The organism is Shinella sp., assembly GCF_052438155.1.
GTDB lineage: Bacteria > Pseudomonadota > Alphaproteobacteria > Rhizobiales > Rhizobiaceae > Shinella.
The window spans coordinates 86,372-102,252 of record NZ_JBQVPI010000011.1; the positions used below are offsets into that span (position 1 = coordinate 86,372).

Sequence of the window (15,881 nt, forward strand, 5' to 3'; positions counted from 1 at the left end):
CAGTCTTGGGACCGTGCTGATTGCATTCACACACGGTAAGATCTGGCATCGGCTTTTCACCACGAGGTTTTGCTTTAACGCGGGCCAAGATCTTTGCCTACTTCTTTTCAAGTGAAGCACGAATTCGTACGCGAGCCGGCTTGACGGCATTTGAATGCCAATCGGAGCGATGGTTCGAATTCACGACCGTGTACGCATTGATGGTTTTCACAGTTTTCAGGCTCACGCCACAGGGTCCGTTGGTATTGTTGCTTCTGCTTCGTGTCACAATAGTCTCTGGCTCACCGTTTCCGAAGCTACCCGGCGAATTTCTCCAACAACCATGACCCACGACTGCTTGTCCTGCCGATGGTTGTTTTGAAGAGATCATCGCCAGTATGCTGTCACCGTAAGAGCGCTCCCTGTTCATGGGGATCTCCGAATCGGGCCATTGTAAAACCTCTAGCAACTTTAGATGCAAGTACCGTATTGGATGAAATGTCGGAGTTTTTGCCGCTGCTCTGCACACATCATGTTGATCATGGCTGCGGTTGGTTTATTTCTGCGTGAGCCTTACCTTGGCGAAAGGAAGGTGGGCGAAGATGAACAGGACCATTCGATTAGCCGCGCTATTTCTTGGCTTCTCAGTCCTCGGCTTCACATTGTTGTCAGTCTCGTTTCGAGGCGTATGCTGGATCGGCGGCCACTCACAAATGGAAGCGATCTGGGGCGTGACGACATCCGTCATATTGGGTCTTGCGGTTGGCGCAGAGGCTCTGTTGACTTGGAAGTCGCGGGAAAGTCAGCTAGATCGCCCTCTTGCCCGGCATCACTCAGGCACCCCATGGTCGTGATGGACAAGGTCTGACGACGAGGGTTTCTCGGTTGCGGTCGCGTATATTGTATCCCCAGTCTGAAATTCGATCTTTATGTCGACAGGTAGGAGATATTTTTCTTTTGGAACCATAGAGAGGAATACAGTGCCGGGGCTCATTACAATTTCCGAACGGCTCGGGATCGTAAGCACCGCTGCGGCTACGCTTTGATATGAGGTCTCCTCCGACTTGATTCGAGCAAATCGGATATCAGTGTATCCAGAGGCTGAAATTTTTGAGATAACTCTCGGAGTGCCGCTTCCATTCCAGATTGCGAGATAGACTAGGTCGAAACCAGGTTCGCGGACAATTTCCGCGTGCTCGATAATGACAGCCTCCCCCCTGCCGACTTCGTTGTCCCGAGCATTTGCATTCGAAGTTGCGACAAAGAGTAGAAATAGCGGAAGGTAACGGCGCATCTCAGTTTCCATGCGTTGAAAATTGTCACCTACGTTGGAATCGTGGCTCAGCCGCGGCTTTGACGCAGGAAATTTTGGCACGCCTTTACCACGAACGAATTCCAGGTTGATGGTCGCCGACGTTCTTTGCAAGACGGATTCGGTCTCAACGAAATCTGCTCAAATAACCGGACGCCAAGATTTCCACCATTGGCAGTTCGAGCCAACGTGTCTGCCGTTCAAACCAGCACCGATTCAGGCATATATTCTTGGTAAATCCGTCGGCCCTCAACCCAGTTCCTTGTGTCGGCGTGCAATCGCTTGCACAATCTCTTTTGCATCGGGACCTGCACCTGAAATGAGGGCCGACGCTCGGTTTCGTTGCCAAGGACGCCCCACATAGTACACACCCGGGATCGGCGAGACCCCCTGATCGTGTAAAAATTCGCCGCCGAGCGATACAGCGCCTGGAACCTGAAGCCACCTCGTGTCGTCTCGATAACCAACGGCCCATACGACAGAATCGATTTCAACCATGTGCTCACCTTCGAAGCGTGCTTTTCGCTCATCGATTGAAACGAGCCGAGGCATAATTTCGACACCACGCTTCCGCAGGGACGGGAGGCTTCTATCGCGGTCCGGAAACGGGTCAGTTGTTCTCATTCGCTTTCCAAGCCAGGATTCTGCCGGAGCGGAAAGAACACCCAGTATTGAAAGCCACCACCACACGTTCTTGCCTAGAAAGAATTCTGGAATGAGTTTCCTTGGTTTTCCGGTTGCAAGTAGTACCTTGTGGGTAACGGAAAGTTCCGCAGCAATATCGCGGCCGGAGGCGCCGTCTCCGACGACGAGTGTTCGACCGGGGACAATCTGCGAGGGATCGCGGTATGTGGTCGCTGTCAATTGTTGGATATCCGGCGCGCCTGAAAGGAGTTGAGGCAGGGACATGGTCTGAAAGCCCCCGTCGTGACGACGACGCTCGTCGCGCGAAGCCGTTCTCCTGTACTGAGATCTGCTTCAAATTGTCCGGCGGCGTTGAGCCTCAACCGGTTAAGTGTCGTTGACGTTTTAATAGAAAGCCTGTGAGTGGATGCGTACCGTTCAAGATAGTCGGCAAATTCATCTCGTGTCGGATAGCTGTCGCGATTGCCGACAGGCGTCAGTCCCGGCAACATGCTGAGGGATCGCGGCGTAAACAGCGTCAGCGAGCTGTAACGATTTCGCCAGGTATCGCCAACTCGGTCGTTTTTTTCCAGGATTAGATAGGGAATGCCGGCCTGCTTCAAATAGTAACCAGTAGCTAGTCCCGACTGACCTCCGCCTATCACAAGCACAAAGTGCCTGTCATTTTCACTCGTGCGGTCCTGCGATTTGGTCATCAACATCGAAGCAATCTCTCATCACAGGCCGAATCTAGTTGCTCTAGCAGCTAGAGAGTCAAGAAAGCATCTGACCGACAGTGTCTTTGCGCCAGTGGACTTGTCAATTTTCTGAAGATAGGGCGGTTGATTCATTTTCTACGGCTTCTCCCGCCGAACCTTCAGTTGAAGTTTCTTCCGCACTATTAGAAGCCTTAGCGTTCTCCGTTTCTTCGCCTGATGCCTCTGCAGAGGTCGTTTCCGGGTCGATGCACGGCAGTGGTTCCGAAATCGAAGACATAACCGAGTTTATCTGCTCCATTGAGAGCGACCGAAGCGCTCCAGGGTACGCGCCGGCGGTGTTGGCGGAACCTTCCCGATATGTAACTTTGAACGGTGTTTCCAAACCGTCAATCTTCGCCGGATCAGGAGTGAACACTACATCTACTCCTTTAACTGATCCTCTAACGGCCGCCCGCTCCGCTGGAGCGGCGGAGTCCATGACCACGACTTGGTACAGATCGGCCTCCTCACTTTTAGACAGAAGGCCCACGATGCTCAGTCCGGTGGCGATACGTCCCGCCTCATCCGTTGAAGCCACCTTTATATGCTGTCGAACCCACCTCTGTCCGTTTTTCCTCACTTTTATCGTCCGCACGATCGTGCAGGCCACACCCGAAACCGAAGGGGCCTCAGCCTTGCGAAAAACAAGCTCGGGTTTGAGGTAGACAGCAAGCGAGGCGGATGTGCCCGACAAGAGGGCAGCCCCGGCTAAAACAAGGGTAAGCTTGCGAAACTTCCAAGTTCGTGTTGCAGGTGATTTCTTCGTATCCGCCATTGGCTTGGTCGCGACCATGCACACACTCCCCTTGTAACCAAACAACGCCGGACATTGCGGGAGTTTAGCTTGTAGGGTTTTCGAAAAATTTAAATAAAACGACGGATCAAAAACCTCGTCTGCGGCATGCGGCCGCACTCGTATCTTGCCGGCGGTAAACTTTTTTGGAGCTCATGCGCCATCCAGCTACTGGGAACCTTTCGAAGCAGTAAATTTCCTCAGGGCCTCCAGCGTTTCAGGACTGACGTGGTGTTCAATGCCCTCTGCATCGATCCGCGCCGTCTCGGCGCTGACGCCGATCGAGCAGAGAAACGATTCGACGATCTGGTGCCGCTCGCGGCTGAAGCGCGCCAGCTCCCTGCCGCTTTCGGTAAGGAAGACTCCACGGTAGGGGCGCTGCTGGATGTAACCCTCCGCGATAAGCCGCTTGAGCATTTTGGCGACGGTCGGCTGGGCGACCCCGAGGCGCTGGGCGATATCGACCTGCCGGGCCTCGCCTCCGTCGGCCAGAAGGTCGGCGATAAGTTCGACGTAGTCTTCCACAAGTTCGCTGCGGCGGTTGTGACGTGCCTGCTTGAAACTCTCCATCTGGGTATCGGGTGCGACAAGTGAGCTCTCAGGTCCTATCGACGGCCTGTCGTTTTCGTTCAAATCATTTCCGCCTGGTTATAATCAAATCCATCAAGTAGCTATCATAGCAACAGCTATGTTTCCAACGCCATTTGAAACTTCGGAATAGGGAATTGCCGATTCTCCGGCGACTTAATATAGCCCTTGCTATAATCATGGCGGGATGCTCTATTTCATTTAAATTGCTAACTGGAGTTTTCGCTAAATGCTGAAGTGGGCACAGACCGCCTTGAGTAGACGCAGCCTGCTGGGCGGCGGGGTTGCCGCGCTCGGTGCCACGAGCATCTGCACCAGCACGACGGTGGCCCAGGAAACCCATTCCGGTAATCACGGAGCCGCTGCGTCCGCAGCGAAAAGTGACGATATTGCTCCCGCTCACAGGGCCGCGCATGGCTCGATGATTACTGTTGGAACGGTGGACAGCGCCCGCAATGGCTTCGACCCGATGAGCATGCTCACCGATTGGTATACGGGCGAATTGAGCGAATTGCCGGACGGGGGCAAGCTGCGCAGCTTCGAAATTACCGTAGAGGAAAAGGAAATCGAGATCGCGCCAGGCGTCATGTTTCCGGCCTGGACCTATAACGGCCGTGTCCCCGGTCCGGCCCTTCGGGCGACCGAAGGGGAACGCCTGAAAATCAAACTCATCAACAATGGCTCCCATCCGCATTCACTGCATTTCCACGGCATTCACGCGGCCAGGATGGACGGCGTGCCCGGCGCAGGTGTGATCGGTCCCGGCGAAGAGTTCGTCTACGAGTTCACCGCGAAACCTTTCGGCTGCCATCTGTACCATTGTCATGCCCTCCCGCTGGCGCGACACATCCACAAGGGCATGTACGGCCTTTTTGTCATCGACCCCGATCCAACCCGCCACCTCGATCATCTTGAAGTCGCCAAGTCGCGCCTGCTCGGCTCTCCGGAAAACGCGCGATGGCAGGAGATGGCGATGGTCATGAACGCCTTCGACACGAACTTTGACGGGGAGAACGAATTCTACGCCTGCAACACCGTCGCGCACTGCTACGCCAAGGAACCGATCAAGGTCATCAAGGGGCGACCGGTCCGCATCTATCTCGTCAACATCGTCGAATTCGACCCGATCAACTCGTTCCATCTGCATGCCAACTTCTTCGACTACTACGATCAGGGAACGACCCTGACACCGACATTGAAGACGGTCGACCTGATCGTTCAGTGCCAGGCGCAACGGGGCATTCTGGAATTCACCTTCGAGGAACACGAGCCTGGGCTTTACATGTTCCATGCGCACCAATCCGAATTCACCGAACTTGGCTGGATGGGCATGTTCGACGTTGTGGAGGCCCTGTCATGATCCACGAAAAGATCGACACCGCCGCCCCCGCCTCCGGCATGTCCCGCTACCTCTGGCTGCTGCTCCCCGCCGCGGTTCTGGCGGTGGCTATAGTCTGGTTGCTCCAGACAAATCCATTGCAGGGCTTCAACAACGGCGCTCCCCCTGTGGAGAACCTGACGATCGAACGCACGATCCTCGATAGCGACGGCCTGCGTGTCCTGGTCCGCGCTGGCGGATCGGACCCGATGGTGGTCGCGCAGGTTCAGGTCGATGCCGGATATTGGGAATTTCAACAGGAGCCGCAAGGACCGATAGAACGAGGCAATACGGCATGGATCAGCATTCCCTACCCTTGGGTTCTCGGTGAAACTCATAACATGAGGTTCGTGACAAATACCGGGGCCACCTTCGACCACCAGATCGCCGTCGCCGTACCGACCCCCGTTGCCACGTCCGGCAGTCTCTGGTCACAAGCCATTCTAGGAGCCTTCGTCGGCATTCTACCCGTCGCGATCGGCCTAATGTGCTACCCGGCCCTGCGTGGCGCGGGCCAGGGGACGATGACCTTCCTGCTTGCTCTGACGGTCGGTTTGCTTGCATTCCTGCTGGTAGACACCGTCGTCGAGGCGCTGGAGTTCGCAAACGCGTCAGCCCCGATCTTCCAAGGAAGCGTCATGGTCGTTCTGACGGCCGCGGCCAGCTTCCTCGTCCTGATGGCTGTGGGACGGCGACGCGGCACCCCGACGGGACTGGCGCTCGCAACCTTCATCGCGCTCGGCATCGGTCTCCACAATTTTGGCGAAGGTCTGGCCATCGGGGCGGCGTTTGCGGCGGGTAGCGCGGGATTAGGCACGTTCCTCGTCCTCGGTTTCACCCTCCACAATATCACCGAGGGCATCGGGATCGCCGCCCCGATCCTCAAGGTCAGACCAAGCTTCCTTTCTTTCGCGGGATTGGCGCTACTTGCTGGCGGACCAGCGGTGATCGGGATATGGGCGGGCAGCCTCGCCTACGCCCCTCAATGGACCGCCGTAGCGCTGGCCATTGGTGCGGGCGCGATCGCGCAGGTCATCGTCGAGGTCTGCGGCCTCATGAGCCGTTCGAGCGACCAAGGCATCAAGTCACTGGTCGCGCCTGCGTCATTCGGCGGCTTGGCAGCAGGTGTCGCCTTCATGTACATCACCGCCATGCTCGTCAAAATCTGACGCCCCACCACAAGTTCGCGCAAGGGAATGCACCACCATGACACGGAGCCGTTTCTTCGTCCTCACCCTATTGACCGCTAGCGTCCTCGGGCAGCCGGCGCTCGCCCATGACTTCAAGTCGGGCACAATCGAGCTGAAGCATCCGTGGTCGCGGGTCGCGCCGCCCGTGGCGCCTGTGCTAGGTGGATATGTCACGATCATTAACACAGGAAGCGAACCAGACCGTCTGATCGGAGGCAACTCCGTGATCGCAGGCCAGTTTGAAGTCCACGAATCCACGCTCGTTGAAGGTGTGGCGAGGATGCGACCGCTCAAGGACGGCCTCGTGATCAACCCAGGTCAAACGGTCGATCTGCAGCCCGGTGGCACGCATATCATGTTCGTCGCGCCGACGTCGCGCCCTGCAGAAGGTCAGAAATTCGCGGGCACGCTGGTCTTCGAGAAGGCGGGCACGATCAATGTTGAGTTCGCGGTCCAGGGCATGGGCGACGTCCCGGCGAAGGCCGAGGATCATTCGAAGCACCGGAAGTAGTTCCGTGACCGCCCTGAAGATTATTCGATACGCCGCCTGGACGGCTGTCGCGGCCGTTGTCGGGGCGATGGCCGCGATCGCACTATTCGGGATGCCGGGCCAACTTGCGTCCTCCACCGTGCAATACACCGGAACGGCGACAGTCGGCGGTCCGTTCGAACTATCGACCACCGACGGAAAGCCGTTCACCGACGCCAATGTCAAAGGCAAGCCCTATCTCGTGTTCTTCGGCTTCACCAACTGCCCCGATGTCTGCCCCACCACCCTTTTTGAGCTGACAGCCCTCTTCAAGGAGATGGGACCGTCTGCCGAGAAGATCACGCCTCTCATGGTCTCGGTCGATCCGGAACGCGACACCGCTGAAATGCTCAAGGTTTACATGACCGCTTTCGACCCCCGCATCATTGCCTTGCGTGGCACGCCCGAGCAGACGGCCAGCACGGCGAAGGCCTTTGCAGCGTATTTCAAGAAGGTTCCGCTTGATGGCGATAATTACACGATGGACCACACTGCAGGTGTCTGGCTAATGAAGGCAGATGGCACATTCCAAGGAACCCTTGACATGCATGAGCCAAGAGAGACCCAGCTCAAGAAGCTTGCGATGCTTGCCGCGACGACGGACTGAACCACGATGAACTTTGCCCTTCTCGCTGCTTTCGCGTGGGCATGGTCCTACGTCGTAGCATTCTTGGTGTTAACCGCGATCACGAGCCACCGAAACGGCAAATCAGTCTGGCTGTTTGGAAAAGGCAACGAGCGACAAGCGTTGCCGGCGCTTCTATTTCGTGCGGCATTCGCCCTTGCCGTGACTTATCCGCCGATTTCCATTTGGCTCCTCGCGAGACCGGAGACATTTGTCGGGACAGACCCGCATTCCGGACTGAGGCACGCGGTCGACATGTTCGCGCTTGCGCTCATGGCGATCGGCGCGACTTTCGCACTCTACAGTCAGAACCATATGGGGTCTTCTTGGCGGATAGGTGCGGCCACGGGCCATCTGGGAAACATCGTTGATACCGGGCCTTTCCGCATCTCCCGCAATCCGGTATTCGTTGGACAATGCGTGCTTTTCATCGGATTGCTCATCGTGTTTCCGACTGCTCCCCAACTTCTGATCACAATCGGTTTGTTTGTCGCTGTTCGTCTCCAGGTGGGCATCGAGGAGCGGGTTCTTGCGGGCGAGATGGGCGAGGACTACCAAGCGTACAAGAAGCAGGTCCGCCGCTGGTTGTAAGACGGCGAGAGAGGAGCCGGAACCGCTTCCTTCTCCAAGCAGTTTCCGTCCGGCTGAAACAAACCGGCTCGTAAGACTTTCTGATTTTATCCTCAAAAATTTGGTTCGGTGGCTGCACACGCGCAAGCGAACTGACAGATCACAATGGGTCGTCAACGGCTTGTTAGCACTTTGTTGACCATAATTCCTCAACAACCGTGTCGGGCGCACCCTTCCGATCGGTGAGTGTAATGGTTCATGACGAGGTTTTTCGTGTCAGCGTATGCAACCGACAAGAGTTCAATCGGTCTTCTTCTCGAAGAAGCAGCCGCAACATTTTCCCATACGCTCAGGCGGTTCGCCCGACTGGCAATGACGACGCTGTTCGCGGTTCCCGCGCTCGTCGGGTCGGCAGCCATCGCCAATGCCGAAGATCGTGCGCTGAAACTCTACTTCACCCATACCGGAGAGAAAGCCACGATTACCTATAAACGTGACGGAAGGTTCGATCCGAAAGGCCTTGCCCAGATTAACCGTTTCCTACGTGACTGGCGCAGGAACGAGCCCGCCCGCATGGATCCCCGTCTTCTTGACCTCGTTTGGGAGGTCTACGACCGCAGCAACGCGAACGGCTTCATTCACATCGTCTCTGCTTACAGATCCCCGGCGACCAATAACATGCTGCGCTCCCGTTCGAGAAGCACGGGCGTGGCCAAGAAGAGCCAGCACATGCTCGGCAAGGCGATGGACTTCTACATTCCGGGCGTGCAGCTTTCGAAGCTTCGCGCCCTCGCGATGCAGATGCAGGTCGGTGGTGTTGGATACTACCCGACGTCGGGATCGCCATTTGTCCATCTCGACGTTGGCAATGTCCGTGCATGGCCGCGCATGTCGCGCAAAGAGCTTGCAAGAACCTTCCCCAATGGCCGGACAATGCATCTGGCGGCGGACGGAAGTTCCCTGCCCGGTCACGCCCAAGCGGTTGCTGACTACAAGAAACGTATCGGCCGCAACTCCATAGAAATTGCGAGCACCGCTGGCGAAAGCGACGAGCCGACGGCGCGAGAGGATAACGTCTCGACCAATCTGCTGACCGCTCTTTATCCAAAACCTAAAAACCTAGCGCTGGATGCGCTGGCCCTGCAGACAAAGGTCGGCGGTCAGACCGAAAAACAGTCGTTCGTAGATCTCTCATCCTACGCTGTTCCGATCCCCGCAATAAGGCCACTCATTGATAGTGAGGCCGGCCTCGTGGACAACATCAAAACCGCTGCTCTGGGCCCAATCACGACCTCTACGAGGACAGCGTCTAGCCACATGGGGTTTGAGCCCTCGGAAATCGCGAAGGCAAATTTGAAGAAGCAGATGGAGACAGTTTCGTCGCTGCCAATAAGTTCGGCCTCGTATCGGGGAGCGAACTTCGGCGACATTTCCGGCAAGACCTTGCTGAAGTGGGCGCTGCAGTCTCCCGGTGACGTCATTGGCATGAAAGCGCCGCGCGTTTCGAGTCGATTGCTCCAGGCGACCGCAGCGGAATTCGTTGGAAGCGGCAGCATCGCTCAGGCCACCGAGGTCGAAAGCTTCGACCGTGAACGTTTTGGGGGATGATCAGCGGAGCAGCGTCACTGTCATATCAAGCCCCAATCACCTGTTGCCACGTCTCCATCCAAACGGGGGTTCAATGACGCGCTTCGCAGAAGTATGACCACCTTGCGTCTGTGATTTCGGCCTGTCAGCTTGACAAGGCGCCCCTATACCCTCTCCGCTGATAGCGACGAAATCATAGGATACGGCTGGGTCGCCGCCCATCCCGTCGCCGCGAAAATTTGGCATGCAGATAACCTAAAGGCCGCCGCAGCATGAGCCTGGCTGGGAGTTGGCCATGTCCTTGAAGATGACGCACTCGCTTCCTGGACCACCCGCGCAGGCGTCTGTGCATTGCCTCACAAACATCGTGAGCTGCGTCTCCAGCGATCTCAACTCAACCAGCTTGTTCCTGACTTCGTCCAAATGTGCCTGCGCAATATCGCGCGTCTCGATGCAATCTCTGTCCCGGCTGATCGAAAGGTCGAGCAGCACTCGCACCTGCTCGATACTGAAACCGAAGTCACGGCACTGTTTGATGAAGGTCAGCCGCGAGAGGTCCGGCTCGTCGTAATACCGCTGACCCGCCGCAGACCGCCGCGCCTTCGGTATCAGACCAATCTCTTCGTAGAATCGGATCGTCGGTGCGGTCACGCCAGACGCCTTGGACAGTGCGCCGATGGTGAACACGGGGTTGTGAACGTTCATGGCGATTTTGCTCCTTGCCCTTCAAGTTACTTGAAGGAGTACGGTTTGAACATTCACGTTTCAAGGAGAAAGTAAAAAATGAACAACACGACCAAACTTGCGGGCGTCGGCCTGGTGGCCTGCGCCGCGTGTTGCGCAACTCCCTTGCTTTCGCTCGTCGGAGCGGGAGCAGTTCTCGGGGTCACCGCTTATTGGGCTCCACTGGCTCTCATGGCGCTCTTGCCGTTGGGAAGCATCTACTTCCTCTCCCGCCGCAGCACTGTCGCTGGCGGGCGCAATCTTGCGTCGTCCGCCGACGCCGCGTGCGGCTGCGGGCCGTGCTCCATACAGGATAAAATCGACATGCCTATCGCCTGCCCGCTGGACAGTGGCGACTTCAAGACGAGGACCGAGCAGATGGCTGCCCTTGCGCATCGCCACCTGACGCAGGTGTCACGGGAGCCGCTATCAAACGCACTCACATACGCTCCCGAAGCGCTGTCCGAATTGCGCGACCTCGTTCGCAAGGAGAGGGAATGCTGCGCTTTTCTCAACTTCGATCTCAAAGAGGACGCCGACGGTTTGCACCTGACGATCACCGCTCCGGAAGCTGCCCGCAACGCTGCAGATACGCTCTTTGCCCAATCCGCTCCGATGTCCAAATCCCCGAGTCTGGAGACCGCGTGATGAACCGCCGACTATTCCTCTTTACCGCTTCCGCCCTTCTTTTTGCCGTGCCGACAGCACCTTCTTTGCTTGCTGCAGACGAAATCGCACCTGGATTTGCCGAGGCTTCGGCTGCCGGCGTACCAGTGCTCGTTCATGTGACCGCACCTTGGTGCGAAGTCTGCCAGGCACAGAAGCCGGTTGTCGCAAATCTTGTGGGAAATGACGACTTCGCAAGCATGAAGAAGTTCGACATCGACTTCGACAGCCAGAAGGACGTCCTTCAAAGGCTCAGGGTTCAAACGCAGAGCACGATGGTACTCTTCAAAAACGGCAAGGAGATCGACAGAAGCGTGGGCGTCAGCGATCCCGCCGAGATCGAAGCGTTCCTGCGCCAGGCCCTCTGACCATGGTGTCGCTAGCCTTCATAGCGGGATTGCTATCGATCCTGTCACCTTGCGTGCTGCCGCTGGTGCCTGTCGTCATGGCAGGTGCTGCGGCAGAGCATAGAGCCGCGCCGATGGCGCTGGCCGGCGGCGTCGCGGTTTCCTTTACGGCGATCGGAATATTCGTGGCGACCATCGGATTTTCAATCGGCCTAGACATGACGCTTTTCAGGACGGCTTCCGCTATTCTTTTGATCGTGGTCGGAGCGGTACTGGTTACGCCATCACTTCAGGCAAAGTTCGCCACGGCTGCTGGACCGCTGAGCGACTGGACGCAGAACCACTTCCGTGGAATGTCCACGTCCGGCATCGGAGGGCAGTTCAGCGTCGGACTGTTACTGGGTGCGGTGTGGACGCCATGCGTCGGACCAACGCTCGGCGCGGCATCTGTCATGGCCGCCCGTGGCGAGAACCTTGTGGTGGTCAGCCTGACTATGCTGGCGTTTGGCGCAGGAGCGGCGTCGCCACTCCTTCTTCTGGGATTTCTATCGCGCGAGGCGCTTCTGAATTGGCGGGGGCGTATGACAAAATCGGCAAAGGGCCTGAAGATTTGCTTGGGAGCCTTGTTGATCCTCGCCGGCGCCATGACGCTTACGGGGATAGACAGGACGATTCAAACGGCACTGGAAAACGCCATGCCAAATTGGCTATTAGGACTCACCACGCAAATATGACCCATCGAGGGGCTTCCATCGAAGTCGGTCCGCAGACCCTTCGTCGCGCCGAAATGACAAGTGAAAGTTTTCAATTGACCGACATCCGCGAAAACCTCGAAAATCATCAGGTCCGTATCTATTTCGGAGCCGCAGCCCTCGGCGTCTTTGCAGCGCTCTGTTTGTCCGGGACTACCGCGTTGGAGATCGGTATCAACCCCGTGTTGGCGTTGATGCTGTTCGTGACCTTTCTCCAAGTCCCGCTTGCAGAGTTGCGGGTCGCATTGTCGCGATTTCGCTTTCTCGGCGTCCTACTCTTGACGAACTTCGCGGTGGTGCCCGTTCTTGTGTGGATACTCGTGCAGTTTCTGCCGCCCGATCCGATGGTTCGGCTCGGCGTGCTGCTGGTGCTGCTCGCGCCATGCATCGACTATGTCGTCACGTTCTCGCATCTTGGCCGCGCCGACGCCCGTCTCCTGCTGGCAGCGACGCCGACGCTCCTGATTGTGCAGATGCTGCTTCTCCCGATCTATCTGGGGCTGTTCCTCGGGCCTGAAGCCGGAGCGCTCATCGAGGTGGGGCCGTTTGTGCATGCGTTCTTCTGGCTGATTGCCGTCCCGCTCGTCCTCGCGATCGTCGTGCAGTGGTTGGCCAGCAGAAGCAGATTTGGAGCGCGTGTCTCGTCGGTTCTCGGACTTGTACCTGTTCCAGCGACCGCGCTCGTTCTGTTCGTCGTGGTGGCCGCGGTGGTGCCGCAGATAGGGCCGGCGCTCGATGACACGTTCCGGGTGCTGCCGATATTTGTCGCTTATGCGATCGTTGCACCGTTAGCGGGGTGGGTTACAAGCAGACTGTTCCGCCTCGATGCACCGGCTGGGCGGGCCGTCGCGTTCAGCGCCGGCACACGCAACTCCCTGGTGGTTCTGCCGCTCGCATTGGCGGTTCCAGGTGCCGTGCCAGTTCTACCGGCAATCATAGTTACCCAAACCTTGATCGAGCTCGTCAGCGAACTTGCATATATTCGTTTGGCGCCGAAGTTCGGCCCCATAACGGCTCCCTCATCGATTTAGCGATATCGTTTGCGAGGAGGAAACATGTACAGAGTGTGGCGAACTGAATAGGGCGGAATGATTTGCGGATCCGGCCGCATTTTCCATCTCACGCGTTGAACGCAATCGAACCTTTTACCCCGGATTGGGCTCGGGATTGATGCCCCTGCATGTAGGCTAGAATATTTTTGTTTAATACTGCCGTTTCTCTGGCGATGAGGTCCGCGGATTAAAGGTTTCGTAGTTTCATCAACTCTTCGATAAAATCGCTGACGACACGCGAGGGCTTGCTGTCTGGTGGTAGCAGTAGCAACGTGCGGAAATGAATGGCAGGTTCAAACGGTCGAAGCGTAAGGCCCCTTCCCAAATACGGTTCGGCCGTCAGGGGATTCACCATCCCGCAGCCCAGACCCGCGTCCACCATTGCGCAAATGGTCGTTGAATAGGGCGTCTCCAGCACGATTTTTGGCAGCACGCCGTGCTCAGAGAAAATCTGATCCGCCTGGCGCCTTGTCGTGTCCTCGGGTGCGAGAGCCACGAAGTCCTGTCCGTGGAGATCTTCCGGTCGGATGACGCTCTTTTCTTCAAGAGGATGGCCCACTGGCATCGCGATGGCGACCCGATAGTCGGCAAACGGCGCAGACTCCACGCCGGCCAGATCGATTTCGTCGGCGGCGATGCCGACATCGAACTGCCCCGAGGCAACAAGATCCTTGACCATGGACGACATGCGCGCCTGAAAAGTGATGGCAACATCGGGGTGCCGTTTCTGGAAGTTTCGCAATGCCTTCGGCATTATATTTGTGCTGAGAGCCGACAGGCTTGCAATGCGGATTTCGCCGGAGCCAAAATCGCGAATGCGCGCTGCTGCCGCCTTCAGATGCGTCAGCCCCGAAAAAGCGCCCTCGACCTCGCGGAAGAAAAGCCGGGCCTCAACGGTCGGCAACATGCGTCCGGACCGCCTGTCAAACAACTCGAATCCGACTTGCCGCTCAAGTTCCATGACAGCTTTGCTAACGGCTGGCTGGGAGATCCTTAAAAGCTCGGCGGCTCGCGAAGCTGTGCCGGTGGTCACGACGGCATGGAACACCTCGATCTGCCTTAAATTCATGCTTTTGCCCGCAGCTGGTATAACCTGAAAGAATAGTCGATCTGAATCATGATATTGGACGGAATATAACTCGCTGTGATCTAATCGGCAACACAGCGAGGAAACAGTCCATGAACGACCTTACACAATGCGTTGTCACACCCAAGGTGAAGCTGGACGGCTTCGATAGCCTGGGCGTCGGTGTACACCGCGCTTCGACCATCGTTTTCGAGAGTGCAGAGGCCTATGCCACCCGCGGTGACAGGGGCGATGATGGCTACACATACGGTCTCTATGGCACACCCACGACACGCACTCTCGAGGCAAAGATCACCGCACTCGAAGGCGGTTTGCGAACGTTCTTGGTACCGTCGGGACAGGCGGCCTGCAGCCTTGCCATCCTTCCCCTGGTCAAGGCCGGCGACAAGATCCTGATCGCCGACACCGCCTATCCGCCGGTGCGCGATTTTGCCGATCGCGATCTGACGAAATTCGGGATCGAGGTCGAATATTACGATCCGACATCGCTGTCGGACCTTGAGGCCCGTATGGACGAGCGCACGCGCATCGTCTGGTGCGAATCCCCCGGGTCCACGACGATGGAGCTGCAGGATATTCCTGCCATTGCGGCCATTGCCCATCGCTCAGGGGCTTTGGTCGGCTGCGACAACACCTGGGCGACGCCGCTGAATTTCAAGCCGCTTGAGCACGGTGCAGACATCGTTGCGGAAGCCCTGACGAAATATTTTTCCGGCCATTCCGATGTTCTCATGGGATCGATCACCGTCGCCAGCGAGGACCTTGTCGGCGCCATCAAGGCAACGCTCGGCAGATACGGCATAGGCGTTTCGCCGGACGACGCATCCATGGTGCTGCGAGGCATGGAAACCATGGGCGTTCGCCTGAAGCATGCCTCGCAGGCCGCGTCCGTCATTTGCGATCAGTTCGCGCAAAGTCGGTTGGTCGGGTCCGTGTTGTTCCCTCCCCGCCCGGAATGCCCAGGACATCACCTCTGGAAACGGGATTTCTCCGGTTCCAGCGCGGTCTTCAGCGTGATCTTCACACCCGAAGCCACGCCGCATGTCGCAGACGCTCTCGATGTCCTGAACACCTTTGCTATCGGTGCATCCTGGGGCGGAACACGGAGCCTGATGGCGCCAATGCCGGTCAAGCGCTTCCGGACTGCACGTCCATGGGCGGGTGCAGACCTCGTCTTGCGCATCAGCATTGGGCTCGAGGCCCTGTCCGATCTTCAGACCGACGTCGCGGCGTTTCTCACCTGCATTGCTCAAGCGGCAGGTACGGATCGGGCTGACGACCAGAATTGGGTCCGCCTTCAACAGAAATAATCCAATCAACA

At 57.3% G+C, this 15,881-nt stretch carries 18 protein-coding genes; 11 read left to right on the forward strand and 7 right to left on the reverse strand.

The window, feature by feature from the left end; translation table 11 throughout:
* Nucleotides 1-808 precede the first annotated feature (808 nt).
* The 5 genes from ACT6VE_RS20030 to mntR form a co-directional block, all read right to left on the reverse strand.
* Nucleotides 809-1,273, reverse strand: a complete 465-nt coding sequence (locus ACT6VE_RS20030; RefSeq protein WP_444800235.1) for a hypothetical protein — start codon at nt 1,271-1,273, stop codon at nt 809-811.
* A 267-nt stretch (nt 1,274-1,540) separates the two neighbouring features.
* Complete coding sequence (locus ACT6VE_RS20035; RefSeq protein WP_444800236.1) at nt 1,541-2,155, reverse strand: hypothetical protein; 615 nt, start codon at nt 2,153-2,155, stop codon at nt 1,541-1,543.
* Nucleotides 2,152-2,637, reverse strand: coding sequence for an NAD(P)-binding domain-containing protein (locus ACT6VE_RS20040; RefSeq protein WP_444800237.1), 486 nt, complete (start codon nt 2,635-2,637; stop codon nt 2,152-2,154). Before ACT6VE_RS20040 ends, ACT6VE_RS20035 begins: the two co-directional genes overlap by 4 nt.
* Nucleotides 2,638-2,734: 97 nt before the next feature.
* Nucleotides 2,735-3,466: a hypothetical protein gene (locus tag ACT6VE_RS20045; protein WP_444800238.1), complete on the reverse strand. Its 732-nt coding sequence runs from the start codon at nt 3,464-3,466 to the stop codon at nt 2,735-2,737.
* A gap of 168 nt (nt 3,467-3,634) precedes the next feature.
* Entirely contained in the window at nt 3,635-4,099 is a 465-nt protein-coding gene (gene mntR, locus ACT6VE_RS20050; protein ID WP_444800239.1) for a manganese-binding transcriptional regulator MntR, read from the reverse strand.
* Nucleotides 4,100-4,283: 184 nt separating this feature from the next.
* On the opposite strand from mntR, the gene ACT6VE_RS20055 reads away from it, so the two are divergent.
* The 6 genes from ACT6VE_RS20055 (at nt 4,284) to ACT6VE_RS20080 (ending at nt 9,954) form a co-directional block, all read left to right on the forward strand.
* Nucleotides 4,284-5,414, forward strand: a complete 1,131-nt coding sequence (locus tag ACT6VE_RS20055) for a multicopper oxidase domain-containing protein (protein WP_444800240.1) — start codon at nt 4,284-4,286, stop codon at nt 5,412-5,414.
* A complete protein-coding gene (locus ACT6VE_RS20060; RefSeq protein WP_444800241.1) occupies nt 5,411-6,601 on the forward strand; it encodes a ZIP family metal transporter in 1,191 nt (396 codons plus the stop codon). The genes ACT6VE_RS20055 and ACT6VE_RS20060 overlap by 4 nt, the downstream gene beginning before the upstream one ends.
* 37 nt (nt 6,602-6,638) lie before the next feature.
* Nucleotides 6,639-7,133: a copper chaperone PCu(A)C gene (locus tag ACT6VE_RS20065; RefSeq protein WP_444800242.1), complete on the forward strand. Its 495-nt coding sequence runs from the start codon at nt 6,639-6,641 to the stop codon at nt 7,131-7,133.
* A gap of 4 nt (nt 7,134-7,137) precedes the next feature.
* Nucleotides 7,138-7,758, forward strand: coding sequence for an SCO family protein (locus tag ACT6VE_RS20070; protein WP_444800243.1), 621 nt, complete (start codon nt 7,138-7,140; stop codon nt 7,756-7,758).
* Nucleotides 7,759-7,764: 6 nt separating this feature from the next.
* Entirely contained in the window at nt 7,765-8,367 is a 603-nt protein-coding gene (locus tag ACT6VE_RS20075) for a methyltransferase family protein (RefSeq protein ID WP_444800244.1), read from the forward strand.
* A gap of 237 nt (nt 8,368-8,604) precedes the next feature.
* Nucleotides 8,605-9,954 carry a DUF882 domain-containing protein gene (locus ACT6VE_RS20080; protein ID WP_444800245.1) on the forward strand — a complete coding sequence of 450 codons (1,350 nt, stop codon included), beginning with the start codon at nt 8,605-8,607 and terminating at the stop codon, nt 9,952-9,954.
* A 234-nt stretch (nt 9,955-10,188) separates the two neighbouring features.
* Here ACT6VE_RS20080 and ACT6VE_RS20085 read toward each other — a convergent pair whose 3' ends face one another.
* Nucleotides 10,189-10,638: a MerR family transcriptional regulator gene (locus ACT6VE_RS20085; protein ID WP_444800246.1), complete on the reverse strand. Its 450-nt coding sequence runs from the start codon at nt 10,636-10,638 to the stop codon at nt 10,189-10,191.
* A 78-nt stretch (nt 10,639-10,716) separates the two neighbouring features.
* Between ACT6VE_RS20085 and ACT6VE_RS20090 the strand changes: the two genes are divergently transcribed.
* Genes ACT6VE_RS20090 through ACT6VE_RS20105 form a run of 4 tightly spaced genes read left to right on the forward strand, consistent with a single transcriptional unit; the run spans nt 10,717 to nt 13,452 of the window.
* Nucleotides 10,717-11,304, forward strand: a complete 588-nt coding sequence (locus ACT6VE_RS20090; RefSeq protein WP_444800247.1) for a hypothetical protein — start codon at nt 10,717-10,719, stop codon at nt 11,302-11,304.
* Nucleotides 11,304-11,690 (forward strand): thioredoxin family protein, encoded by a 387-nt coding sequence (locus ACT6VE_RS20095; RefSeq protein WP_444800293.1) that lies wholly within the window; start codon nt 11,304-11,306, stop codon nt 11,688-11,690. The genes ACT6VE_RS20090 and ACT6VE_RS20095 overlap by 1 nt, the downstream gene beginning before the upstream one ends.
* Before the next feature lie 2 nt (nt 11,691-11,692).
* Nucleotides 11,693-12,403: a cytochrome c biogenesis CcdA family protein gene (locus ACT6VE_RS20100; RefSeq protein ID WP_444800248.1), complete on the forward strand. Its 711-nt coding sequence runs from the start codon at nt 11,693-11,695 to the stop codon at nt 12,401-12,403.
* Complete coding sequence (locus ACT6VE_RS20105) at nt 12,400-13,452, forward strand: arsenic resistance protein (protein WP_444800249.1); 1,053 nt, start codon at nt 12,400-12,402, stop codon at nt 13,450-13,452. The genes ACT6VE_RS20100 and ACT6VE_RS20105 overlap by 4 nt, the downstream gene beginning before the upstream one ends.
* Before the next feature lie 208 nt (nt 13,453-13,660).
* On the opposite strand, the gene ACT6VE_RS20110 is transcribed toward ACT6VE_RS20105, so the two are convergent.
* The gene (locus ACT6VE_RS20110) at nt 13,661-14,542 is read right to left on the reverse strand and encodes a LysR substrate-binding domain-containing protein (RefSeq protein ID WP_444800250.1); all 882 of its coding nucleotides are present in this window, start codon (nt 14,540-14,542) and stop codon (nt 13,661-13,663) included.
* Nucleotides 14,543-14,652: 110 nt separating this feature from the next.
* Here ACT6VE_RS20110 and ACT6VE_RS20115 point away from each other — a divergent pair, with 110 nt between their 5' ends.
* Nucleotides 14,653-15,870 carry a trans-sulfuration enzyme family protein gene (locus ACT6VE_RS20115; protein WP_444800251.1) on the forward strand — a complete coding sequence of 406 codons (1,218 nt, stop codon included), beginning with the start codon at nt 14,653-14,655 and terminating at the stop codon, nt 15,868-15,870.
* The last annotated feature ends 11 nt before the right edge of the window (nt 15,871-15,881 follow it).